Source organism: Nonomuraea sp. NPDC049378 (assembly GCF_055586745.1).
On record NZ_JBVJHP010000005.1, the window covers coordinates 138573 to 160563 of the forward strand.

Genomic DNA, 21991 nt, shown 5'->3' on the forward strand with positions numbered 1-21991 from the left:
TGTTTTCATGACGAAGTGTCACAAACGGTGCTCGCCCGCGTCAAGCTGATGACGACACCATGTCATCAAAGTTCGTCCTACCCCGCCCGGCCCCGCTCAACCGGTGACCTGCTCGGATCGCCCCAGCACGATCAGGGTCAGGTTACGCAGCGACGCGCTGCCGGGCGCGAAATAGTCACTGTGCCCGCCAGAGCCGGCGTCGAAGACGCGGGCGCCGAACGCGGCGCTCATGGGGTCGGTGCCGAACCCGAACGGGCCGAGCTTGGTCTTGGGCACGAACCTGATCCAGTCGTTCGCCCCGAGCCCCGCCCACACCCGCGGCCGGGCGGGCACACCCGGCGACGCCCCGATGCGCGGCTGCGCGGGCCCACCGTGCGAGGCCAGGACGGACCCCGTGCGGGGCGGAGCGGTCAGGGCCGCGGCCGACGGCGCGCCGACGCCGGGGCTGCCGAAGACGGCCAGGTCGGAGACCGGCAGGCCGGGCATGGCCTTGGCGCACACCGCCGAGCCGTAGCTGTGGCACAGGAGCGTCACCGGCGCGTCCGTGCGCCCGCGCAGCCTGGCGACGGTGCGGCGCAGCTCGCCGGCCCCTTCGCCGGCCGCGCCGTCGGCGATCGCGCCCAGGCTCAGCGTGGGCGGGGCGTCGTAGCCCAGCCACGCCACCACCGCCAGCCGCTCGTGCGGCGCCAGCCGGGCGGCCTCGGCCAGCAGGGCCCGCGCCGCGCCCCCGGGCCGCTCGGGACCGTCGTCGAAGGTCGTCACCGTGGTGTCCGCGCCCGGCACGATGACCGCCACCCGGTCGGCTGTCTTCAGCTCTCCGTAGATCTTCACCAGCCGCCCGCCCGGCGGAGCCGGCCACAGCAAGAACGCGCCGGTCGCGACAAGCCCGGCCACGGCGAGGTTTCTGCACATGCCGCGACGTTATGGAGGCCGCGGGGTAATCCGCGTCCCCGCACGGTTCGAACCTGCACGTAGTACTCGGGGGTGACTTTGGGCAGGGAAGGTGTACCGGGATGCCGGAAGAGCACATCGAGAGTCCCCGCTGGAGAGATCTTGTCCGATCATGCAGACGTGGAACGGCGGTTGGGGGAGCTGCTCCGCACCCATGAGGAGCAGGCCATCCGCCGGTGGGCGGAGGCGGCCAACGCGCAGCGCGACGAGCTGGCGGAGATCTACGGCGCCATACTCGGCGCCATCGAGGAGGGCGGGCGCGACCTCGCCGACCTGCGCGGCCTGCTCGCCGAGCTGTCGCGCTCGCGGGCCCGCGCCGGCTACTCGCCCGCCGAGACCTCCAAGGCCGTCTTCGGCCTGAAGGGCGCCCTGTACGAGGTCGTGGTCGACCACGCCGACGACGAGGTGCTGCGCGGATTCATCCGGGTCGCCCGCCTCATCGACGACCTCGGCCTGTTCACGTTCGAGGCGTACGCGCAGGCCCGCGAGAAGATCATCATGGATCAGGCGGAGCAGCTTCTCGAGTTGTCCACCCCGGTGGTCAAGCTCTGGGAGGGCATCGTGGCCGTGCCGCTGATCGGCACGCTCGACTCCGCCCGCACCCAGGTCGTCATGGAGAAGCTGCTGGAGACGCTGGTGGAGACCGGCGCCGAGCACGCGGTCATCGACATCACCGGCGTCCCCGCCGTCGACACGCAGGTCGCCCAGCACCTCCTCAAGACCGTGTTCGCGGCGCGGCTCATGGGCGCGGAATGCGTCATCTCCGGCATCCGCCCGCAGATCGCGCACACCATCGTCACGCTCGGCATCGAGTTCGGCGACATCGTGACCAAGACGTCGCTGGCCGACGCGCTCGCCCACGCCTTCAGCCGCAGCGGCGTGCAGGTGAGCGGCGGGCCGGCCACGCGCGTCAGCGTACGGGCGGAGCAGGCGTGATGGAGCGGGTGCCCATTCTCAAGCTCGGCGACCTGCTGATCGTCTCCATCCAGGTCGATCTGGATGACCAGACCGTGCTCGCGCTGAAGGAAGACCTGGCCGAGATGGTCGTCTCTCGCGAGGCCAGAGGAGTGATCATCGACATCTCCGCCGTCGAGATCGTCGACTCGTTCACCGGGCGGATCCTGGCCACGATCGGCGAGATGTGCCGCATGCTCGACGCGCACGCCGTGGTCGTCGGCATGCGGCCGGCCGTGGCGATCACGCTCGTGGAGCTCGGGCTCTCGCTCGGCGGCGTCCGTACGGCGCTCAACCTGGAGAAAGGGGTTGCGCTGCTGAGCCACGTCAGGGGCGCGGTGCCGTGAGTGCCGGGCGGGAGACGGCCATCGCGGGCAGCGCCGACGTCGTGGCGGTTCGCCGGCTCGTCAGGAGCGCCGCCATCGAGGCGGGGCTGTCCCTCATCGACCAGACCAAGATCATCACGGCCGCCAGCGAGCTGGCGCGCAACGCCCTCGTCTACGCGGGGCGGGGAGAGGTGCGCGTCCACGTCGTCGAGAACGGGCCGAAACGCGGGCTCAAGCTGGTCGTCAGCGACGAAGGGCCGGGCATCGCGGACGTCGAGCGGGCGCTCACCGACGGCTGGACCACCGGCACGGGCCTGGGGCTCGGGCTGGGCGGGTCACGCCGGCTGGTCGACGAGTTCGACCTGCTGTCCGAACCGGGAAGAGGCACGACGGTGACGGTGACGAAATGGGCCCGGTGAATGGCCCGGCGAATGGGCCCGGGGAATGGGCCGGAGACGAGCCCGGAGATGAGTTACGTGACCAGCCGGCGGATGGAGGCCTGGGTCCGCGCCGAAGACCCCAGCGTGGTGGGCGCGGTACGCCGGCGGGCCGTGCAGCTGGCCGAGCGGGCCGGGTTCGACGCCACGCTGGCCGCGGAGATGGCGGTGGCCGTCAGCGAGGCGGTGTCCAACCTCGTCAAGCACGCCGTCGAGGGCAGCGTCATGGTCCGCCTCCATCCCGAGGCCCCCGCCACGGTGGAGCTCATCGCCTTCGACAAGGGGCCGGGCATGGCCGACGTCGCCCGAGCCCTGCGCGACGGCTACTCCTCATCCGGGACGCTCGGCATCGGCATGGGCGCCATCGCCCGCATCGCCACCGGCTACGACGTGCACTCCCTGCCCGGCAGGGGGACCGTGCTCGCCATGCACTTCACCGCCGGCCGCCGGCCCGCTCCGCCGGCGGCGGCCAGCGGCCTGACGCGGCCCATCGGCGACGAGGAGGTGTGCGGCGACTCCTTCGCCATCTCCACGACAGGCCCGGCCACCACGGTCATGGTCTGCGACGGGCTGGGCCACGGCCACATCGCGGCCCAGGCCTCCCAACTGGCCGTGGAGCTGTTCTCGCAGGTGTGCGAGCGGGAGCCGCTGGCCATCGTGGATCACCTGCACCGCAGGATGGGCGTCACGAGGGGAGGTGCGGTCGCGGTCGCGCGCCTCGCCGGCGACGCGGTGACCTACGCGGGGCTCGGCAACGTGTCCGGGTGGGTCGCGCACGCCCAGGGGCGGCAGGGCATGGTGTCGGTGCCGGGCATCGCCGGCCACCAGGGGGCGCGGCTGCGGCAGCTCACGTACGAGCTGCCCGGCCACGCCACCGTGATCATGCACTCGGACGGGCTGTCGGAACGCTGGGACCCGGCGCACGTACCCGGCCTGTTCGCCCGCACCCCGTCGGTGATCGCCGCGTGCCTGCTGCGCGAGGCCGGCACCAGGCGCGACGACGTGTGCGTGGTGGCGGCGAGGCCGGGCCCGTGAAGGCGGCCGAGCTCATTCGCGTCCGCCTCGACGCCGGGAAGGACGTGTTCGTGCTGCGCCGCCTCGGCCGCGCGGCCGCCGAGCTGGCCGGGCTCGAGCCGCAGGACCAGGTCCGGGTGGCGACGGCGCTCAGCGAGGTCGGCAGGGAGGTGTACGGCCCCGGCGCGGCGGCGGTGATCGCGCTCGGCGACGACGAGCTGCGGATCACCCTGAGCCACGGGCAACGATCCGGCCTGGCCGGGTCCGAGGGGGTCAGGCTGGCGGGCCGGCTGGTCGACCAGGTCGAGCTGGACGACGGGCACGTCACGCTCGCCAAGCGGTTGCGGGAGCGGCCGTGGCACGGTCAGGTCGCCGGCATCCGCGACGGGCTGGCCCGGCTGGCGCCCGTCTCCGTCCTCGACGAGCTACGGGAGCAGAACAGGGAACTGGCCGCGACCCTGGATGACGTGCTGCGGCTCAACGCCGAGCTGCAGGAGACCAACACGGGCGTGCTGGCGATGTACAACCAGCTCTCGGCCGAGCTGGAGGAGACCAACAGGGGAGTGGTCGCCCTCTACGCGGAGCTGGATGAGAAGTCCAGCCAGCTCCGCGAGGCGACCGAGGCCAGGAACCGTTTCTGGGCCACCGTCAGCCACGAGCTGCGGACCCCGCTCAACTCGGTCATCGGCCTGGTGCGCTTGCTGGCGGGCCCGGGGGGCGATCCGCTGACCGAGGAGCAGACCCACCAGGTCGAGCTCATCGGCAGGTCGGCCGAGACTCTGCTGGCGCTCGTCAGCGAGCTGCTCGACATGGCCAAGGCCGAGTCGGGCCGTCTCGACCCGCACCCTGCCAGGATCAGCCTGACGGACGTGGTGGAGCACCTGCACGTGACGATGCGCCCGACGAGCGGGCGGGGCGGCGTGGACCTGCGCCACAGCGTGGCGCCCGAGGCCGCCACGCTGTACGTGGACGAGGGCATGCTCGTCACGATCCTGCGCAACCTGCTGTCCAACGCGCTGAAGTTCACCGAGAGCGGCGAGGTGCGGCTGGAGGCCCGCGCGGACGACGACAGGGACGAGGTCGTCATCACGGTGGCCGACACCGGCATCGGCATCGCGACCGAGCACCTGAAGCGCGTGTTCGAGGACTTCTACCAGGTGCCGGGCTCCTTCCAGGCCGGGGCGAGGGGCACCGGCCTGGGCCTGCCGTACGCGCGCCGGCTGGCCGAGGCGCTCGGCGGGACGCTGGAACTGTCCAGCACGCCGGGCGAGGGCACCACCGCCACGCTCAGGCTGCCGCACCACGGCGGCCCGCCCGAGCTGGAGCGGGTGCTCGTCGCCGACGACGACGAGGTGTTCCGCGCGGCCGCCCGCCGCATGTTGCACGGCTTCGCCACCCACGTCGACGAGGCCGCCGACGGCGCCGCCGCCCTCGAGGCGATGGCCGCCGAGCCGCCCGACGTGATCCTCATCGACCTGCTCATGCCGCGCGTCGACGGCCACGCGCTGCTCCTCCGCATGGCCGAGGACGATCGGCTGAGCCGGATCCCCGTGGTCGTGGTGACCGTGGAGCCGCGGTACGCGCCCGAGGGACGGGCGGTTCTGTCCAAGCACGGGTTGCGCAGGGATCAGCTGATCCAGGCCATCCGCCAGGCCAGAGGGGGCGAAGCGTGACGCGTCAGGAAACCGTCCCCGTGGCGGACAGCCGGCCGGGAACCGTCCTCGTGGTCGACGACACGCCCACCAAGCGTTACATCCTCGCGAGATGGCTGCGCAGGGCCGGGCACGGCGTGGTCGAAGCGAGCAGCGGCGAGGAGGCGCTGCGGAAGCTGGCCGGCCGGCAGATCGATCTGGTCGTCCTCGACGTACGGTTGCCCGACATGTCCGGGTTCGAGGTGTGCGAGCGGATCAAGGCTGATCCGGCCACCGCGTCGATCCCCGTCGTCCAGGTGTCGGCCAACGCCATCACCGTGGCCGACCGCGCCGAAGGGCTGGAACGCGGCGCCGACGCGTACCTGATCGAGCCGATCGAGCCCGCCGAGTTCGCCGCCACCGTGCGGGCCATGCTGCGCTACTACCGGGCGCGGTGGCAGGCGGAGCTCATGGCCGGGCGGCTGGCCCGGCTGGCCGGCGTGACGCTGTCGATGAACGAGGCGGAGACGTTCGACCAGGTGCTCGCGGTGGCCGCCGAGGGCACGGCCGACCTGCTCGGCCGGTTCTGCGGCACCCTGGCGCTGCTGCCGGAGGGCTGGACACGGCGCTTCTGCGCCTGGCCGGGCGAGCAGGCCACCTCCCACACGGCCGGTCCCGACGTGCTCGACCGGCTCTCCCGGATGGCGCCGGAGGGGGCCGCGCAAGCCCAGGTGTTCACGGTCGAAGCCGCCGGCTGGCACGCTCTCCTGCCCGGCGTGAACGCGGAGGGCCCCAGCACCGGCGTGCTCTGCCGGACGAGGAAGTCGAGGTCGCCCATCTACCTCGGCGTGGCGAGCGGCCCGCCGCTCGACGCGGACGAGGTCAACCTGCTGCGCCAGGTGGGCCAGCAGCTGGCGCTGGCCGTCGACGCGCTGCGCGCCTACACCGAGGAGCACGCGATCGCGCTCACCCTGCAGCGCAGCCTGCTGCCTGCCGGCATCCCCCGGGTGCCCGGTCTGCAGGTGGCCGTGCGCTACCAGCCCGCCGTCGACAACGTCGAGGTCGGCGGCGACTTCTACGAGGTGCTGCCGATCGACCACCGGGTGCTGGTGGCGATCGGCGACGTGGAGGGGCACTCGCTGCACGCCGCGACCGTGATGGCGGAGATCCGCCACGCCATGCGCGCCACGCTCATCGCCCAGGTCGACCTGCGCGCCTCGCTCGACCTGCTCAACCGGATGATGCGGCGCTATCACCCCCGCGTGACCGCCACCGTCTGCATGGTGCTCATCGATCCGGTGACGGGCGAGGCCGAGGTGGCCAACGCGGGCCACCTCCCGCCGCTGCTCGCCGGGCCCGGCGCCGCCTACCACGGCCTGGGCAACCTCCTGCTGGGCGTGCTGCCGGAACGCTATGAGGTCGACCGGCTGAAACTGCCGCCCGGCGGCACGATGGTGCTGTTCACCGACGGGCTCGTGGAGGACCGGGACACCCCGCTCGACGACAGCCTGGAGGTGGCCAGGCGGCTGGCGGAGACCGTCGAGGACGACCTGGAACAGTTCGCCGAGCGCATGCTGGGGGCGTTCGGCGTGCGCGAGGACGACGTCGCGCTGGTCGTCCTGCGCCGTGATCCCTGATTTCTGCGCCCTGACCCCGGGCGTGGAGTCAGGACGGCCGCTCGGCGTAGTGGCAGGCGGCGTCGTGGCCGTCCCCGGGGACGGGCTCGAGCGCGGGCTCCTGCTCGGCGCACCGGTCGGTGGCCTTCCAGCAGCGGGTGTGGAAGCGGCAGCCGGGCGGCGGCGCCACGGGGCTCGGCGGGTCGCCGGCCAGCATGATGCGCGAGCGGCCCCGCAGCCGCGGTTTGGCCGCGGGGGCCGCCGACAGCAGCGCCATCGTGTACGGATGCGCGGGGCTGCCGTACACCTCGGCCGCCGGTCCGGTCTCCGCCAGCCGTCCCAGGTACATCACGGCCACCCGGTGCGACACGTGCCGCACCACGGCCAGGTCGTGGGCGATGAACACCAGCGCCACCCCGAGCGTGCGCTGCAGCTCGGCGAACAGGTTGACCACCTGAGCCTGCACCGACATGTCCAGCGCCGACACCGGCTCGTCGCACACGATCACGTCCGGCTCGGTGGCCAGCGCGCGGGCGATGCCGATGCGCTGGCGCTGGCCGCCGGAGAACTCGTGGGGGTAGCGGTTCATCCGCTCGGGCGGCAGGCCCACCAGCGAGAGCAGCTCCCCCACCCGGTCCCGCAGGGCGCGGGCGTCCGCGCACAGCCGGTGCACGCGCAGCGGCTCGGCCACGATGTCGAGCACGGTCATGCGGGGGTTGAGCGAGGTGAGCGGGTCCTGGAAGACCATCTGGACGCGGCGGCGGATGTCGCGGGGCACGCCGCCGCGGGTGAAGAACGGCCGGTCCCGGAAGGTCACCTCGCCCTGGTCGGGGCGTTCGAGGCCGACGAGCATGCGGGCCAGGGTGGACTTGCCGCAGCCGGACTCGCCGACGATGCCCAGCGTCTCCCCGGCCCGCAGTTCCAGGTCCACGCCCGCGACCGCGCGTACGGCCCCGCCCCGCGAGAGGATCCCGCCGCGGTAGGTCTTGTGCAGTCCGGTGGCGCGCAGCACTGGCTCGCCGGTCGCGCGGGTCGCCGGCGTGGCCGGTGCGGCGGTCGGCCCGGTGGTCTGCGTGGCGTCCGTGGCGGCGGGTTCAGGCGGGGGCGTCATCGAGCGTCTCCTTCGCGTGGTGGCAGGCGGCGTACCGGCCGGCGCCGGTCTCCAGCGGCACGAGCGCCGGACGCGTGCTCGTGCACACGTCGCTCGCCCGGTCGCAGCGGGGCGCGAACGAGCACCCGGGCGATGCGGTCGCGGGGCTGGGCGGCGCGCCGGGGATGGCGCGCAGCTCCGACGCCGGCCTGTCCAGGTCGGGCACGGCCGCGAGCAGGGCGGCCGTGTACGGGTGGGCGGGCAGGTCGTACAGCTCCTCGGCCTGGCCGCTCTCCACGAGCCGGCCCGCGTACATCACCGCGACCCGGTCGCTCACCTCCGCCGCCACCCCCAGGTCGTGGGTGATCAGCAGGACGGCGGTGCCGAGCTCGCGCCGCAGCCGGTCGATGAGCTCCAGGATCTGCGCCTGTACGGTCACGTCGAGCGCGGTGGTCGGCTCGTCCGCGATGATCAGGTCGGGTTCGAGCGCCACGGCCATGGCCACGAGGATGCGCTGCCGCATGCCCCCGGAGAACTGGTGGGGGTAGTCGCCGATCCGCGTGGCCGCCGCCGGGATGCCCACCAGGTCGAGCAGCTCGACCGAGCGTGCCCTCGCCTCCTTGCGCGACAGGCCCCGGTGGACGCGGAAGAGCTCCCCGATCTGGTCGCCGACGCTGAGCACCGGGTTGAGCGCCGACAGGGCGTCCTGGAAGACCAGCGTCATCGCGCTGCCGCGCAGGGCGCGGCGCTCCTCGGCGGACATGGCGAGCAGGTCACGGCCGCCGAGGCGGGCGACCGCCGAGCGCACCTCGACGCCGGGCTGGTCGAGCAGCCCCATGACGGCTTTGGCGGTGACGGACTTTCCCGAGCCCGACTCGCCGAGCAGGGCCAGCGTCTGGCCGCGCTCGATGGTCAGGTCCACTCCGCGCACCGCGTGGATCTCCCGCCCGCGCGCGGTGAACGTGACGTGGAGGTCGCGGATCTCCAGTACCGGTGACTCGCTCACCGCACCCCTTCCTCGCTGTGACGAATGATGGCGTATGACTCTTCTCTGACGCCGAAATTCACCATCGATGTTGCCTTATGCGCCTGATCCTGGCAAACTTCCGGCAATCGGACAAGAGGGGATACCAAGTGCTGGAAGCCGCGAAGAGCTACAAGGGCTACCGTTCCTACGAATACCTGGAGGCGGGCACCGACTACCGCGTGTTCGACCTGGCGCCCGAACTCGGCCGGGTCCCCGCGTACGAGGGGCCCGAGCTCACCACCGAGCAGTCGGAACGCGTCCGCCGTCTGCTGACCGACAACCTGGTCGTCTCCCTGCACGACCACCCCTCGGTCTTCCCCGACGACATCCGCCAGACGGTCGACTACAACCGCACCGCCCGCCACCACACCGGGTACGCGGGCCTGGCCCGCTCCGGCATGACCGTCGTCTTCGACAACCTCATGGACGGCACCTGCTGTATCACCAGCCAGGCCGGCTGGAAGTGGAACGACGTGGTCGCCGACATCGGCATGCGCCTGTCGGACCTCGCCCACCAGGACTACGTCATCAAGGTCGAGCGCCTGGCCGACGTGCACGAGGCGCACGCGAGCGGCCGCATCGGCCTCGTGCTCGCCCTCGAGGCCGCCACCATGATCGAGAACGAGGTCGACAGGATCGACATGCTGTACGGCTTCGGCGTACGGCAGATGGGCATCGCCTACAGCGAGGCCAACACCCTGGGCAGCGGCCTGAAGGAGCGCGGCGACGGCGGCCTGACCCTGTTCGGCGAGAAGGCCGTGCGCCGCATGAACAAGCTGGGCATCGCCATCGACGTCTCCCACTCCGGCGACCAGACCTCGCTCGACACGATCCGCCACTCCACCAAGCCGATCCTCATCACCCACGCCGGAGCCCGCGCGGTCTGGCCGACCAACCGCATGAAGCCCGACTCCGTCATCAAGGCCGCGGCCGAGCGCGGCGGCGTGATCGGCCTCGAGGCGGCCCCGCACACCACGCTGTCGCCCGATCACCCCCGCCACAGCCTGGAGTCGGTCATGGACCACTTCACGTACTGTGTGGACCTGGTCGGCATCGACCACGTGGCGTTCGGCCCCGACACGCTGTTCGGCGACCACGTCGGGCTGCACGACACGTTCGCCGAGCACCTGTCGCTCAACGAGGCGCACGCCGGCATCGCCTACGACAAGGTGCCGTACGTCGACGGCCTGGAGAACCCCGCCGAGTGCTTCTGGAACATCATCGCCTGGCTGGTCACCCACGGTTACTCCGACGAGGAGATCACCAAGGTGGTCGGGGGCAACGTCATGCGCGTGCTGGAAGAGGTCTGGATCTGATGAGACGTGTCACCGTCCTGGGCGCGCTGGCCGCCCTGTCCGTCGCGCTGACCGCCGCCTGCGCCCCGAGCGTGCCCGGCTCGTCGCAGTCCACCGGCTCGTCCGGCGCGCCCGCCGAGGCCGGCCGGCTGACCATCGGCACCACCGCCGACGTGGTCAACTACAACCCGCTGGTCGGCAACAGCCGTACGGACTCCTGGGTCACCAGCCTGATGTACCCGCACCTGACCCAGATGGACGAGGCCGGCAAGCGCGTCCCGTACCTGGCGACCGAGTGGTCCTACTCCGAGGACGGCAGGACCGCCACGGTCAAGCTGCGCGACGACATGACGTGGTCGGACGGCAAGCCGGTCACCGCCGACGACGTGGTGTTCTCGGTGACGGCGGTGCAGAAGGAGAAGTTCGGCGTGGTCGCCGGGCTCATCACGGCGCTGGACAAGGCGAAGGCCGTCTCGCCGACGGAGGTCGAGTTCGCCCTCAGCCGTCCCGACGGGACGTTCCTGGACAACGTCGGCTTCTGGCTGCCGATCGTGCCCAAGCACGTGTTCGGGAAGGCGCCCAGCGTGCAGAAGTTCGCCAACGACTCCGACTGGGTGAGCGCGGGCCCGTTCAAGCTGACGAAGGCCGAGCGCGGCCAGCGTTATGTCATGGAGCGCGTCGACGACTTCGGCCCCGGCAAGCCGGCGATCAAGGAGGTCGTCTTCCGGGTCTTCCCCGACGTGAACACCGAGGTGCTCGCCCTGCGCAACGGCGAGATCGACCTCATCGGCAACGTGCTGCCGCCCGCCACCGCGGCCGAGCTGAAGAACGACCCCAAGGTCAAGCTCCAGCAGATCCCGTCGCTGGGCTGGGCGCACCTGCAGTACAACACCAAGCGCAAGCCGCTGGACGACGTCCGCGTCCGCAGGGCGCTCGCGCACGCCGTCGACTACGAGGCGATCAGGAACATCGCGCTGAAGGGCTTCGCCAAGTCCTCCAACTCCAGCGTGCTGACCCCCTCGCTGCCCGACTACGCCGACCCGGCGTCGAAGGAGTACGTCTTCGACCCCGAGCAGTCCAAGAAACTGCTGGCCGAGGCGGGCGTGAGTAACCTGAGCCTGAACATGATCTACGACCAGGCCGACCCGAACATCGCCCGCTGGGCCCCCATGGTCCGCGACGCGGCGAAGAAGGCCGGGATCACGATCAAGCTGCAGGGACTCGAGCGCAACACGTACCTGGACAAGACCGCCAAGCGGGACTTCGACATCTACGCCGGCTCGTGGGCGGTCATGGACAACCCGCCCGCCAACCTGGGCCTGGCCTTCAAGACGGGCGGGTTCATCAACTACGCCCAGGTCAGCGACCCCAAGCTGGACGACCTGATCGACCAGGCGCAGCGGGCGCTCACCCAGGAGGAGGCCAAGCAGCCCATCCAGGAGGCCGCCAGGATCATCCACGACCAGGTCTACGACAACGTCCTGTACGTGGAGACGTTCAACATCGCCCACTCCACGAAGTGGACCGGGTTCAAGCCGATGCCGAGCGAGCTGCTGTCCATCCTGAACCCGCTCTCCCTCGCCGCGGCGAAGCCGGCGGGCTGATCCCATGCGGTTCATCGGCATCCGGCTGGCCCGCGGCCTGCTCACCCTCTGGTTCGCGGTCACGGTGACGTTCTTCCTGGTGCGCCTGCTGCCCGGCGACCCGGTGCTTGCCGTGGCCGACCCGAACATGACCGAGGAACTGCGCAGGAAGCTGCTCGCCGACTTCGGCCTCGACCAGCCGCTCGGCGTTCAGTACCTCAACTATCTGGGGCAGCTCCTCCAGGGCAACCTGGGCATGTCGTTCCGCCAGTCGGTCCCGGTGACCAGCGTGCTCATGGAACGGCTGCCGTGGACGCTGATCCTGACGATCTCGGCCATGGCGGTGACGATCGCGCTGGGCATCCCGCTCGGCGTGCTCGCCGCCACCCGGGCCAAGGGCTGGATGGACCGCGTGATCCAGCTCACCGGCGTCACCGCGCAGTCGCTGTTCGTGCCGAGCGTGGGCATCCTCCTCATGTACGTGCTGGGCGTCTGGCTCGGCTGGTTCCCCATCGGCGGGGCGGTCGACCTCGACGCCACCGGCTTCGCCGCCACCCTCAGCATGCTGCACCACCTGGTGCTGCCGTGCCTGTCGCTGGTGCTCATCCAGCTCGGCGGCTACGTCCTGACGATGCGCACCACGCTCATCGACGCGCTCGGCGAGGACTACGTGTCGCTCGCCAAGGCGAAAGGGGTCAGGCCGGGCAAGGTCGTGTGGAAGCACGCCCTGCGCAACGCGCTGCTCCCGACCACCACGATCGCCGGACTCCAGCTCGGCACCCTGGTCGGCGGCGCGGTGCTGACCGAGACGATCTACGCCTACCCGGGCATCGGGCGGGCCGTCTACGAGGCGGTCGGCCAGCTCGACTTCCCCGTCCTTCAGGGCGCGTTCGTGCTGCTCGCCGCCGCCGTCGTGGTGGCCAACCTGATCACGGACGTGGCCTACGGAATCCTCGACCCCAGGGTGCGTACCTCATGACGACGGTCGAGCTCACCCCCCGCCAGCGGACCTGGTCCGCCTTCCGCCGCAACCCGCTCGGCATGGGCAGCGGGGCCCTGCTCATCCTGCTGGCCCTGGTCGCGCTCCTCGCGCCGCTGCTCGCGCCCTTCCCCGAGGGGTACGGCGCCGACACCTCGCAGCCGCCGTCGGCCGCGCACTGGTTCGGCACCGACGACATCGGGCAGGACGTGTTCGCCCAGGTGGTGTGGGGGACCCGGGTCAGCATGGCGGTCGGCCTCAGCGCGTCCGTGCTGGCCATCGTCATCGGGCTGCTGATCGGCGTCAGCGCCGCCTACTTCAGGCGGCTCGACACGCCGCTCGGCGTGCTGGTGGACCTGTCCCTGTCGCTGCCCATGCTGCCGCTGATGATCCTGGTGGCGGCGCTGGCCGGGCCGAGCGTGCGCACGCTGGTCGTGGTCATCGCGCTGTTCAGCTGGCCTGAGGTGGCCCGCGTGGTGCGCTCGCAGGCGCTGGCGATCGTGCCCATGCCGTTCGTGTCGGCGGCCAAGGTCGTCGGCGGCTCGTCGTGGTGGATCGTCCGCAAGCACCTGCTGCCCGGCGTCATCCCGGTCGTCGGCGTGTCGGTCGTGCTGACCACCTCCCGCGCCGTGCTCGCCGAGGCGGGGCTCTCCTTCCTCGGCCTGGGCGACCCGAACAGCTGGTCGTGGGGCACGATCCTGCACAAGGCGCAGCAGTCGGGCTCCCTGGCCTCCGCCTGGTGGACCACCCTGTTCCCGTCAGTGGCGATCCTGCTGCTGGTGCTGTCCACGACCCTGCTCTCCGTGGCCTACAACGACGCTCGCAACCACAGGAGCGATGCATGACCTTCTCCCAGAAGTTGCCCGACGCCTTCTACGCCGGCGCGCTCGGCCGGGTCCGAGCCGAGATGTCCGCCGAGGGGCTGGGGGCGATGCTGCTCGACGACCCGCTCGACGTCGCCTACCTGACCGGCTTCCACCACTTCCCGAACGAGCGCCCGGTCGCCTGCTGGCTGCCGCTCGACGGCGACCCCGTGCTGCTCGTCCCCGACCTGGAGCGGGAGTACGCCCAGGACCAGGGGGCGCGGGCCGAGATCGTCGCCTATCCGGAGTTCCCCGGCGTCAGGCCGCCGTTCGCGGTGCTGGCCGGGCACGTGAAGGCGCACGACCAGGCCGCGTACGCGCCATCCACCAGCGTCGCCAGGGCCCAGGCGCTGGCCGAGGCGTTCCCCGCCACCCGGTGGAGGGCCTCGAACGCGGTCGGCCGCGTACGGCTGCGCAAGCTGCCGGAGGAGATCGTCCTGCACGAGGAGGCCGCCCGCATCGCCGACGCGATGATCGAGGCCGGCGTCGAGCTGGTCAGGGCGGCCGTCGAGGCCGGCGGCGACCTGCCCGCGGAGACGGAGCTGGCCTCCCACGTCATCGCCCACGGCAGCGCCCTCATGTACGCCAGGCACACGGACGTCGTCGTCGTGCCCATGCTCACCGGCGGCCTCGTCTACGGCGGGCCCAACTCGGCCCAGCCGCACCGGCTGCCCGGCGGCGACCGGCTGCGCCAGGGGGAGACGTTCATGCTCTCGCTCGGCTGCGCCGTCGGCGGCCGGTTCGTGGAGAGCGAGCGCACGTTCGTGATCGGCGAGCCGACGACGCAGCAGGCCCGCTACTACGAGACCGTCCGCGAGGCACAGGAGACCGGCACCGAGGCACTCGTCCCGGGCGTCTCCTGCGAGGAGGCCAACCGCCGCTGCCTGCGGGTCATCGAGGAGGCCGGGCTGGCCGAGCACATCCGCCACCGGCAGGGGCACGGCATCGGGCTCGGCTTCCACGAGCCGCCGTGGTTGTCCGACGGCGACGCGACCGAGCTGGCCCCCGGCATGATCCTGTCCAGCGAGCCCGGCGTCTACGTGCCGGGCCACGCCGGCTACCGCATCTCCGACACCGTCCTGGTCACCGAGACGGGCCCGCGCCGGCTCACGGCGTACCCGCGCGAGCTCACCGACGTCATCATCTGAAAGGGACCCCGTGTTCGTCGACATCAACGACAACCCGCTCAACGTCGAGATCCTCGGCGACGGCGAGCAGACGATCATCGCCCACCACGGCGCCCCGGGCCTCGGCTCGCTCGCCGAGCCCCGGGCCAGCTTCGGGCGGCTCGCCGACGAGTACCGCGTCGTCGTGTTCGACGCCAGGGGCTCGGGCACGAGCGGCCAGGCCGGCCCGTTCACCCACGAGCAGTGGGTCGCCGACGTCGAGGGCCTGCGCCGCTGGCTCGGCGCCGAGCAGGTGATCGTCGCCGGCGGTTCGTACGGCGGCTTCATCGCCATGGAGTACGCCGCCCGCCACCCCGACCGGGTGAGCGCCGTCGTGCTCCGCGACACCTCGGCCGACAACGCCAACCAGGAGCTCGCCACCCGCAACGCCGCCGCCTCGTCCCGGGTGAGCATCGACCAGGCCAAGCTCGACCGGATCATGTCCGGCACCGTGCGCGACGACGACGACCTGCGCGACTGCTGGCGGGAGATCCTGCCGCTCTACGACCACGACTACGATCCGGCCAAGGTGGAGCAGCGGGTGGCCGCCACGCCGTACCACTATCAGACGCACAACTACGCGTTCGCCGTGAACCAGCCCGCCTACGACATCAAGCATCTCCTGCCCGGCATCACCGCCCCTGCCCTGATCACCGTCGGCAGGCACGACTGGATCACCCCGGTCGAGTGCAGCGAGACCATCGCCGCCCTCATCCCCGACGCCGAGCTGCGCGTCTTCGAGCGATCGGGGCACTCGCCGCAGGTCGAGGAGGCCGAACTGTGGGAGGCGACCGTCCGCGGGTTCCTCCGCAAGGTGCGCGAACGGTCCTGAACGCGCGATGATGCCCCCGATGGATGATCTCGACGACCTCGACCGCAAGATCCTCGCCGCGCTGCACGTGAACGGCAGGGCCAGCTGGACCGACATCGCCCAGCTGCTCGGCATCTCCACCACCACGGTGGCGCGGCGGGCCCAGCAGCTGTTCGCGGCTGGGCTGGCCCGCGTGGCCGTGCTGCCGCACCTGGAGTGCGACGGTCCTGTCAACACCTTCATCGTCCGGCTCACCTGCGCGCCCGGCAGCCAGTTGCGGGTCGCCGGGCTGCTCGCGGCCAACCCCGACGTCCGCTACGTCACCATCGTCACCGGTGGCTACGACATCGTCTTCGAGCTGGTCGCGCCCAAGGACCGCGACCTCTACTCGATGCTGGTCGAATTCGTGCACGCCATCCCCGGCGCCCAGCAGAGCAGCGCCGACCTGGTGCTGCACACGTACAAGGTCAGCTACGACTGGAGCGTCCCCGTGCTGGGGGAGCAGGCGGCGTCGTTCGCGGTGCCGCCGCGCGCCCGGACGTGCGGGCGCTGCCACCTCGACGACGTCGACCGCGAGGTGCTGGCCGCGATGCGGGAGGACGGGCGGGCCAGCTTCCAGTCGGTCGGGCGGCGCCTGGGCATCAGCGAGAGCACCGCCAGGCGGCGGCTGGAGAGCCTGCTGGAATGCGGCTGCGCCATGGTGACCACGTTCATTCCGGCCGCCGCGCTCGGCTACGAGGCCGAGATCCTCTTCTGGCTGTCGGTCGAGCCCAGCCTGCAGGACAGCGTGGCCGAACGGCTGTCCGGCGAGCGCGGCGTGCGGATGATCGCCTCCATGCTGGGGCAGGCCTCGCTCGTGTGCGAGGTGATCGTCCCGACCACCGCCGACATCCACCGCTTCACCTCCCGCACCTTGGCCTCGATCCCCGGCATCCACTCCTGGACGGCCGGCGTGCAGGTGCTGACCGTCAAGCGCGGCTTCCTCATGGTGCCGTGGGCGGAAGACCGCATCGCCGCCGCCCTGACCGCCTAGCGGGTGTAGCGGTGCTTGGCGCCCGGCGGGAAATACTCCGGATCGCCCGACTCGCGAAGGCGGATGAACGGCGGCTGCCGCGCGGCGGGCACGTAGTGGGCGAACTCGCTGTTCAGCCGGAGCAACTGCGCCAGGATCGACTCGCCCGCCGCCCGGGCGATCTCCTCCGATGGCTTCTCGCCCGGCATCAGCTCCACCGTCACCGTGAGATGCCGGTCGCGGTCGGCGTCCTCGCTCGCCTCCAGCACGAACTTGCCCGTCACCCGGCCGCTGATCGCGGGCTGCTCCAGGCCGATCGCGATGTTCTCAGGGAAGACGTTGGCGCCGTAGTAGGAGACGGTGAAGTGGCTGCGGCCGAACACGTACACGAACGGGCGCTCGGGGCCGCGCGCGGCCGGCTCGGGGCCGCGCGCGGCCGGCTCGAAGCCGTGCCTGCGGACGAAGGCCAGCATCTCGTTGTACGCGACCAGCCCGCCCTCGTCGGCGATGTGGTAGCGGATCAGCGGGACCCCGTTGTCGCCCGAGAACAGCAGCGTGCCCTGGTGCTCCTCGAAGAACCGGACCTCGGGGTCGTACTGGACGAGGGTCGGCAGCCGCGACTCGCGGAAGAGCTCCCTGGCGGCGTCGGGACGGGCGGACAGGAACCGGCGGATCTCGACCGACAGCGGGGTCTCGTTGCCCAGCACGCCCGCGTCGGCGGTGCCGTAGAGGGAGGCGATGCCGCGTACCGGGTCCTCGATCCCCGCCCGACCGGCGACCAGCGCGCGCCACTCCTCGCTGAACACCTCGCCCGCCGTGACCAGCCTGACGTTCCAGCGGTGCCACGGAAGGTCCTCGGTGTCGATGACGTTCTTGAGGAACGGCGGGTAGCCGAGCAGCACGACCTGGTCGAAGTGGGGGGCGAGCTCCGGCAGGACGCGCAGGATCTCCCTCCGGTCGGTCCCTGGGGCGACCACGGTGATCGGGTAGCCGCGCGCGGCCAGCTGGCGGCAGCAGTCGACCGTGAACAGGCCGCCCACCCAGGTGCCGAGGGCGGCGAACGAGTCTGTCAGCTTCTCGGCCGTGAACTGTGAACGACCGAGCTTGCAGCTCCTCGCCGTGCATGGGGTGCACGGTCTGGTCCGCGTTAGGCAGCGTGACTCACTGCCCAGCCCGTTTCACCGCGTGCGGCGATGTTGCGGGCTGCGTTGACGTCGGCGTGCTCAGCGAAGCCGCACGACGTGCAGGAGAAGGTGGCCCGGCCGGGCCGGTTGCGCCGGTCCACGTGCCCGCACTGCGAGCACTGCTGTGAGGTGTAGGACGGGTCGACGTGGATGACGGCGACACCGGCCCGGGCCGCCTTGTAGGAGATGAAGCTCCCGAGTTGGTGGAAGCTCCACGCATGCAGCGTGACCCGCTGGGGCTTGCGAAGCCGTACCCGGTCGCGGATGCCTTGGAGGTCTTCCAGGGCGATCCCTTGTCCGGTGCGTTCCGCCTCGGTCACGATCTGCTTGGCGATGACATGATTGGTGTTGGCGGCGAACCGCGCCTCGGCCCGGCGCCGCTTTTTCAGCAGCCGCTTGGCCGATTTGGTGGCTTTGGCCTGCAATCGGCGGCGCAATGCACGATGCCGGTGGCGGACCGCGTTCAGCCCTTTACCGCAATGCCGGGTGCCGGTGCTGGTGGTGGCGATGTTGGCGATGCCCAGGTCCACGCCCAGGAACCCCTGCGGCGCGGCGGCCGGGACGTCGGGGACCTCGATGGTGGCGTGCAGGAACCACATCCGGTCCCGGCACACCAGATCTGACTCGCCACGCCGATGGGCGGCCAGCAGGGCCAGCTGCTGGTCTGAGCCGGTGAAGGCCACCCCTTTCAGCCGGCCGCCGGTCGTCCAGATCGACACCGTCCGCGCCTCGTGTTGCCAGGACAGGCACCGGTCGTCATACGGCTGAGCCGCCAGCGGCCGGAAGGAGACCGGCTTGGCTTCGGCCTTGACCCGGCGCGCCGATCCGGGCTTGCCCAGATTCCCGGCGGCCAGGTTGGCGTGCAGCGTGCGGTAGGCGTCGCACACCTTCTTGATCACATGCTGGGCGGCCTGGGCCGCCAGCCCGAACCCGGCCTTGATCTGATCGTAGGCGTGCCTGCGCAGATCGAAGTTACGGAAACAGTGGCGCTGGAACGCCAGTGCCGCGACCAGATTCGCCGCTCGGTTGGCGGCGTCCAGGGTGGCTTCCAGCGCCGCCGCCTGCTGCGGCGTTGGCAGCAGCTTCACCTGCACCACCAGTTTCACAATCGAACACACTATCAAGAAGTCCACGTCGCAGCGCGGGAACCCCAACCCCGATATCAGCGCTGCGCAAGGAGTTTGCGGTCCACATCCGCCGGTATCGGCAGGGCAGCCGGCTCTGGTCCCCCTCGTATGTCTCCGCGTCCTGCGGCGGGCCACCCCTGCCGATCATCAGGGAGTACATCGAGAACCAGAAGCGGCCAGGCTGAGCCACCCGCACAGACCGACTGTCAGAGCACTGCTCGGGCCTGGAGGCCCTCCCGCGCTGTCGTTTCCTCCCGGGCGTAAACGTAAACGCCCGGGGTTCCACGCCAGATCACGCTGAAGACCTCCTCGAAGCGCGGCGATCACCTGCTCGTCGGCCGCCGACCTCGGCCAGAACGACGGCTCGCCGGTGGAACCGGACGACACCGCCACGATGTCCCCGATCACGCCGTCCCTGCACAGGTCAGGGAGGGGATGGCGACGCGTGTAGGTCTCCTTGGTCGTCATCGGCGGCCGCGCGAAGTCCTGAGACGTACGGATCTTCCCGGGATCGATGGAGTTCTCCGCCAGAAAGGCGCGATAGGCGGGAACGCTCGCCGCCACCTGCTGGAAGAGCGCAACCGGGTCCATCAGCCGACTCTACGGCGAACCCGCCCCCAACGAAACGCCCACACCCGGTGCCTACCCGGTGGTGGCCGCCGTGAGCGTCTCATTCGCCGGGGCGGACCAGACCCGTCTCGTAGGCGAAGACGATCGCCTGGGCCCGGTCGCGCAGCCCGAGCTTCATCAGCACCCGCCCCACATGCGTCTTGACCGTCTGCTCGGCCACGAACAGCTTGGCGGCGATCTCCTGGTTGGACAGTGCCTGGGCGACCAGGGCGAGCACCTCCGTCTCCCGCTCGGTCAGCTCGTCGAGCCGCCGCCCGCCCGGCACCGGCCGTGGACCGCCGAGCCGGGCGAACTCGCGGATGAGCCGCTTGGTGATCGACGGGGCGATGAGCGCCTCCCCACCCGCCACCACCCGCACCGCCTCCGCGAGCTGCGCGGCCGAGGCGTCCTTGAGCAGGAACCCGCTGGCTCCCGCCCGCAACGCTTCGTAGACGTAGTCGTCGAGGTCGAACGTCGTCAGGATGAGCACCTTCGTCGACTCCTGGCGGGCGAGGATCTCCCTGGTGGCCTCGAGACCGTTCATGACCGGCATGCGCACGTCCATGAGCACCACGTCGGGATCGAGCTCGGCGGCCCGATCCACGGCCTCCCGCCCGTCGGCCGCCTCGCCGGCGACCTCGATGTCCGGCTGGCCGCTCAGGAACACGGTGAACCCCGTGCGCACCATCCCCTGGTCGTCGGCGATCAGAACCCGGATCAAGCGTTCTCCCTCGTCACGATCGGCAGCACTGCGCGTACCTCGAAGCCTCCACCGGACACGGGCCCGGCGTCGAGCGAGCCCCCGAGCAACGCCGCCCGTTCCCGCATCCCCACGAGCCCTTGCCCCGCACCGCGCGCCGTGTCCTGGCCTGGCCCGCGAGCGGCCTCGCCGCCCGCCCGACGTGCCCCGTTGCGGGAAGCCTCGTGCGGGACGTCGGCAGGGACATCAGCAGGGACATCAGCAGGGACATCAGCAGGGGCGCCGGAGCCGCCGGTGCCCGCGGCGCCGCCGGGGCCGCTGCCCGGACCGTTGGCCACGCACAACCGCAACTCGTTCCCGTCGCGGGTGATGTCCACCGCGACGGGCGCTCCCGGCGCGTGCCGCATCACGTTGCTCAGCGACTCCTGCACGATCCGGTACGCCGACAGCTCAACGGCGGGCGGGAGCCCGTCGATCGGGCCCGACCGCTTGACGAGCACGGCCAGCCCGGCGGCGCGGGCGTTGGAGAACAGCTCGTCGATCCGGTCGAGCCCCGGCTGGGGCGCGGTGTCGGTGCGGCCGTCCTGGTCGCGCAGCACGCCGAGGACCTGGCGCAGCTCCGCGATCGCCTCCAGCGACAACCCGCGGATCTCGGCCAGGCCCGCCTCCAGCTGCACCGGGTCGCCGGCCGCCTTGAGCGGCACCGCCTCCGCCTGGATCGCGATCACCGACATGTGGTGCGCGACCACGTCGTGCAGCTCGCGGGCGATGCGGGTGCGCTCGGCCAGCACGGCCTTGGCGCTCTCGGCGACCTGGGAGCGGAGCTCCTCGACCACGAGCTTGGCCGTGGCCGAGCGCCTGACTCGTACGTTGTAGCCGAACAGCACCGCGACGGCCGTGACGACCGATACGAGCGGCATCGAGTTGGGGTCGGCGATCCAGGCGGTGAGGACCGTGAGGATCCAGACGACCCAGGTGATCTGCCGGTCGCAGCGCACGGCCACGGAGTAGAGGACCAGCAGGTAGGCCACGATCACGGGGGGCGCGTAGGGGATGGCTCCTGGCGGCCCGGCCGTCTTGGCCACCCAGAGGACGAGAGGCATCGACACGAAGGCGACCCGCCACGCGGCCAGCGGCCACCGGTCGCGCAGCACCACGGGCAACGCGACCGCCACAGCGGTGAGGTAGGTGAGCTGCTCGCCGACCGGCAGCCGGGCCCGGAGACTCCAGTCGTTCACCATGGACTGGGTCACCCCGAACAGGGCGAAGGCCAGCGCCAGCTCGGCCAGCTGGAGGAGGTTGACCGTCCTCAGCGGCACGAGCACCGCCAGCCAGCGCGGCACGGTGAAGACCAGGCGGCGGGGGGACGGTGGCGGGTCGGCGTCACCCTGCCACAGGGCTCGCGCGAAGGGCCGCACCAGCCTCAGCGCCACATCGCTCGCCGGCCCGTCGCTCCACCGTGGCGAGTCACCCTTGACGTGCTCGTCGCCGGGCGCGGCGCGCGGACCCGTCACGGACGGGGCGCCAGGAGCTCCGCCGGGCCCTGCCACGGGCTCCGTCGTGGGCTCTGTCGTGGGCTCTGTTGTGGGCTCTGTTGTGGGTTCCGTCGTGGGTTC

General features: G+C 71.4%; 22 protein-coding genes. 14 read left to right on the forward strand and 8 right to left on the reverse strand.

Going from position 1 to position 21991, the window contains the following annotated elements; translation table 11 throughout:
• Positions 1-96: 96 nt before the first annotated feature.
• Entirely contained in the window at positions 97-912 is an 816-nt protein-coding gene (locus tag ACZ6SA_RS12740) for an alpha/beta hydrolase (RefSeq protein WP_465827938.1), read from the reverse strand.
• Between the two features lie 159 nt (positions 913-1071).
• Here ACZ6SA_RS12740 and ACZ6SA_RS12745 point away from each other — a divergent pair, with 159 nt between their 5' ends.
• Genes ACZ6SA_RS12745 through ACZ6SA_RS12770 form a run of 6 tightly spaced genes read left to right on the forward strand, consistent with a single transcriptional unit; the run spans position 1072 to position 6950 of the window.
• Positions 1072-1887, forward strand: a complete 816-nt coding sequence (locus ACZ6SA_RS12745; protein ID WP_347643039.1) for an STAS domain-containing protein — start codon at positions 1072-1074, stop codon at positions 1885-1887.
• A complete protein-coding gene (locus ACZ6SA_RS12750) occupies positions 1887-2252 on the forward strand; it encodes an STAS domain-containing protein (protein WP_465828207.1) in 366 nt (121 codons plus the stop codon). Before ACZ6SA_RS12745 ends, ACZ6SA_RS12750 begins: the two co-directional genes overlap by 1 nt.
• Positions 2249-2650, forward strand: a complete 402-nt coding sequence (locus tag ACZ6SA_RS12755; protein WP_465827939.1) for an ATP-binding protein — start codon at positions 2249-2251, stop codon at positions 2648-2650. The genes ACZ6SA_RS12750 and ACZ6SA_RS12755 overlap by 4 nt, the downstream gene beginning before the upstream one ends.
• Before the next feature lie 48 nt (positions 2651-2698).
• Positions 2699-3703, forward strand: a complete 1005-nt coding sequence (locus tag ACZ6SA_RS12760) for an ATP-binding SpoIIE family protein phosphatase (protein ID WP_465827941.1) — start codon at positions 2699-2701, stop codon at positions 3701-3703.
• Positions 3700-5355, forward strand: coding sequence for an ATP-binding response regulator (locus ACZ6SA_RS12765; protein ID WP_465827942.1), 1656 nt, complete (start codon positions 3700-3702; stop codon positions 5353-5355). The genes ACZ6SA_RS12760 and ACZ6SA_RS12765 overlap by 4 nt, the downstream gene beginning before the upstream one ends.
• A complete protein-coding gene (locus ACZ6SA_RS12770; RefSeq protein ID WP_465827944.1) occupies positions 5352-6950 on the forward strand; it encodes a SpoIIE family protein phosphatase in 1599 nt (532 codons plus the stop codon). Before ACZ6SA_RS12765 ends, ACZ6SA_RS12770 begins: the two co-directional genes overlap by 4 nt.
• A gap of 28 nt (positions 6951-6978) precedes the next feature.
• On the opposite strand, the gene ACZ6SA_RS12775 is transcribed toward ACZ6SA_RS12770, so the two are convergent.
• Both ACZ6SA_RS12775 and ACZ6SA_RS12780 read right to left on the reverse strand, forming a co-directional pair.
• Positions 6979-8040 (reverse strand): ABC transporter ATP-binding protein, encoded by a 1062-nt coding sequence (locus tag ACZ6SA_RS12775; protein WP_347643044.1) that lies wholly within the window; start codon positions 8038-8040, stop codon positions 6979-6981.
• Positions 8024-9025, reverse strand: coding sequence for an ABC transporter ATP-binding protein (locus tag ACZ6SA_RS12780; protein WP_465827946.1), 1002 nt, complete (start codon positions 9023-9025; stop codon positions 8024-8026). Before ACZ6SA_RS12780 ends, ACZ6SA_RS12775 begins: the two co-directional genes overlap by 17 nt.
• A gap of 128 nt (positions 9026-9153) precedes the next feature.
• On the opposite strand from ACZ6SA_RS12780, the gene ACZ6SA_RS12785 reads away from it, so the two are divergent.
• Genes ACZ6SA_RS12785 through ACZ6SA_RS12815 form a run of 7 tightly spaced genes read left to right on the forward strand, consistent with a single transcriptional unit; the run spans position 9154 to position 16776 of the window.
• Positions 9154-10362 (forward strand): dipeptidase, encoded by a 1209-nt coding sequence (locus ACZ6SA_RS12785; protein ID WP_347643046.1) that lies wholly within the window; start codon positions 9154-9156, stop codon positions 10360-10362.
• The gene (locus ACZ6SA_RS12790) at positions 10362-11945 is read left to right on the forward strand and encodes an ABC transporter substrate-binding protein (protein WP_443151502.1); all 1584 of its coding nucleotides are present in this window, start codon (positions 10362-10364) and stop codon (positions 11943-11945) included. The genes ACZ6SA_RS12785 and ACZ6SA_RS12790 overlap by 1 nt, the downstream gene beginning before the upstream one ends.
• A 4-nt stretch (positions 11946-11949) precedes the next feature.
• On the forward strand, positions 11950-12903 hold the full coding sequence (locus tag ACZ6SA_RS12795; RefSeq protein WP_347643048.1) for an ABC transporter permease: 954 nt from the start codon (positions 11950-11952) through the stop codon (positions 12901-12903).
• Positions 12900-13748: an ABC transporter permease gene (locus ACZ6SA_RS12800; protein ID WP_347643049.1), complete on the forward strand. Its 849-nt coding sequence runs from the start codon at positions 12900-12902 to the stop codon at positions 13746-13748. The genes ACZ6SA_RS12795 and ACZ6SA_RS12800 overlap by 4 nt, the downstream gene beginning before the upstream one ends.
• Positions 13745-14914, forward strand: coding sequence for a M24 family metallopeptidase (locus ACZ6SA_RS12805; protein ID WP_347643050.1), 1170 nt, complete (start codon positions 13745-13747; stop codon positions 14912-14914). The genes ACZ6SA_RS12800 and ACZ6SA_RS12805 overlap by 4 nt, the downstream gene beginning before the upstream one ends.
• 10 nt (positions 14915-14924) lie before the next feature.
• Entirely contained in the window at positions 14925-15764 is an 840-nt protein-coding gene (locus ACZ6SA_RS12810) for an alpha/beta fold hydrolase (protein WP_347643051.1), read from the forward strand.
• Between the two features lie 19 nt (positions 15765-15783).
• On the forward strand, positions 15784-16776 hold the full coding sequence (locus ACZ6SA_RS12815) for an Lrp/AsnC family transcriptional regulator (RefSeq protein WP_347643052.1): 993 nt from the start codon (positions 15784-15786) through the stop codon (positions 16774-16776).
• Here the strand turns inward: ACZ6SA_RS12815 and ACZ6SA_RS12820 are convergent.
• Positions 16773-17795 carry a phenylacetate--CoA ligase family protein gene (locus ACZ6SA_RS12820; RefSeq protein WP_465827949.1) on the reverse strand — a complete coding sequence of 341 codons (1023 nt, stop codon included), beginning with the start codon at positions 17793-17795 and terminating at the stop codon, positions 16773-16775. The two genes, ACZ6SA_RS12815 and ACZ6SA_RS12820, sit on opposite strands and share 4 nt — an antisense overlap.
• 107 nt (positions 17796-17902) lie before the next feature.
• Positions 17903-19093, reverse strand: a complete 1191-nt coding sequence (locus ACZ6SA_RS12825) for an RNA-guided endonuclease InsQ/TnpB family protein (RefSeq protein WP_465827950.1) — start codon at positions 19091-19093, stop codon at positions 17903-17905.
• Between ACZ6SA_RS12825 and ACZ6SA_RS12830 the strand changes: the two genes are divergently transcribed.
• Complete coding sequence (locus ACZ6SA_RS12830) at positions 19012-19251, forward strand: transposase (RefSeq protein ID WP_465827952.1); 240 nt, start codon at positions 19012-19014, stop codon at positions 19249-19251. The two genes, ACZ6SA_RS12825 and ACZ6SA_RS12830, sit on opposite strands and share 82 nt — an antisense overlap.
• Here ACZ6SA_RS12830 and ACZ6SA_RS12835 read toward each other — a convergent pair.
• The 3 genes from ACZ6SA_RS12835 to ACZ6SA_RS12845 all read right to left on the reverse strand — a co-directional run bounded on the left by ACZ6SA_RS12835 (position 19214) and on the right by ACZ6SA_RS12845 (position 21889).
• Complete coding sequence (locus ACZ6SA_RS12835) at positions 19214-19657, reverse strand: hypothetical protein (protein WP_465827953.1); 444 nt, start codon at positions 19655-19657, stop codon at positions 19214-19216. The genes ACZ6SA_RS12830 and ACZ6SA_RS12835 overlap by 38 nt on opposite strands.
• Positions 19658-19736: 79 nt before the next feature.
• On the reverse strand, positions 19737-20396 hold the full coding sequence (locus ACZ6SA_RS12840) for a response regulator transcription factor (RefSeq protein ID WP_347643054.1): 660 nt from the start codon (positions 20394-20396) through the stop codon (positions 19737-19739).
• Positions 20393-21889, reverse strand: a complete 1497-nt coding sequence (locus ACZ6SA_RS12845; protein WP_465827955.1) for a sensor histidine kinase — start codon at positions 21887-21889, stop codon at positions 20393-20395. The genes ACZ6SA_RS12840 and ACZ6SA_RS12845 overlap by 4 nt, the downstream gene beginning before the upstream one ends.
• Between the last annotated feature and the right edge of the window lie 102 nt (positions 21890-21991).

Bases quoted from the DNA above. Each gene is read 5' to 3' on its own strand.
- ACZ6SA_RS12760 (WP_465827941.1), top strand. From the start codon at position 2,699: ATGAGTTACGTGACCAGCCGGCGGATGGAGGCCTGGGTCCGCGCCGAA.
- ACZ6SA_RS12815 (WP_347643052.1), top strand. From the start codon at position 15,784: ATGGATGATCTCGACGACCTCGACCGCAAGATCCTCGCCGCGCTGCAC.
- ACZ6SA_RS12750 (WP_465828207.1), top strand. From the start codon at position 1,887: ATGGAGCGGGTGCCCATTCTCAAGCTCGGCGACCTGCTGATCGTCTCC.
- ACZ6SA_RS12795 (WP_347643048.1), top strand. From the start codon at position 11,950: ATGCGGTTCATCGGCATCCGGCTGGCCCGCGGCCTGCTCACCCTCTGG.
- ACZ6SA_RS12775 (WP_347643044.1), bottom strand. From the start codon at position 8,040: ATGACGCCCCCGCCTGAACCCGCCGCCACGGACGCCACGCAGACCACC.
- ACZ6SA_RS12790 (WP_443151502.1), top strand. From the start codon at position 10,362: ATGAGACGTGTCACCGTCCTGGGCGCGCTGGCCGCCCTGTCCGTCGCG.
- ACZ6SA_RS12805 (WP_347643050.1), top strand. From the start codon at position 13,745: ATGACCTTCTCCCAGAAGTTGCCCGACGCCTTCTACGCCGGCGCGCTC.
- ACZ6SA_RS12835 (WP_465827953.1), bottom strand. From the start codon at position 19,657: ATGGACCCGGTTGCGCTCTTCCAGCAGGTGGCGGCGAGCGTTCCCGCC.
- ACZ6SA_RS12740 (WP_465827938.1), bottom strand. From the start codon at position 912: ATGTGCAGAAACCTCGCCGTGGCCGGGCTTGTCGCGACCGGCGCGTTC.
- ACZ6SA_RS12800 (WP_347643049.1), top strand. From the start codon at position 12,900: ATGACGACGGTCGAGCTCACCCCCCGCCAGCGGACCTGGTCCGCCTTC.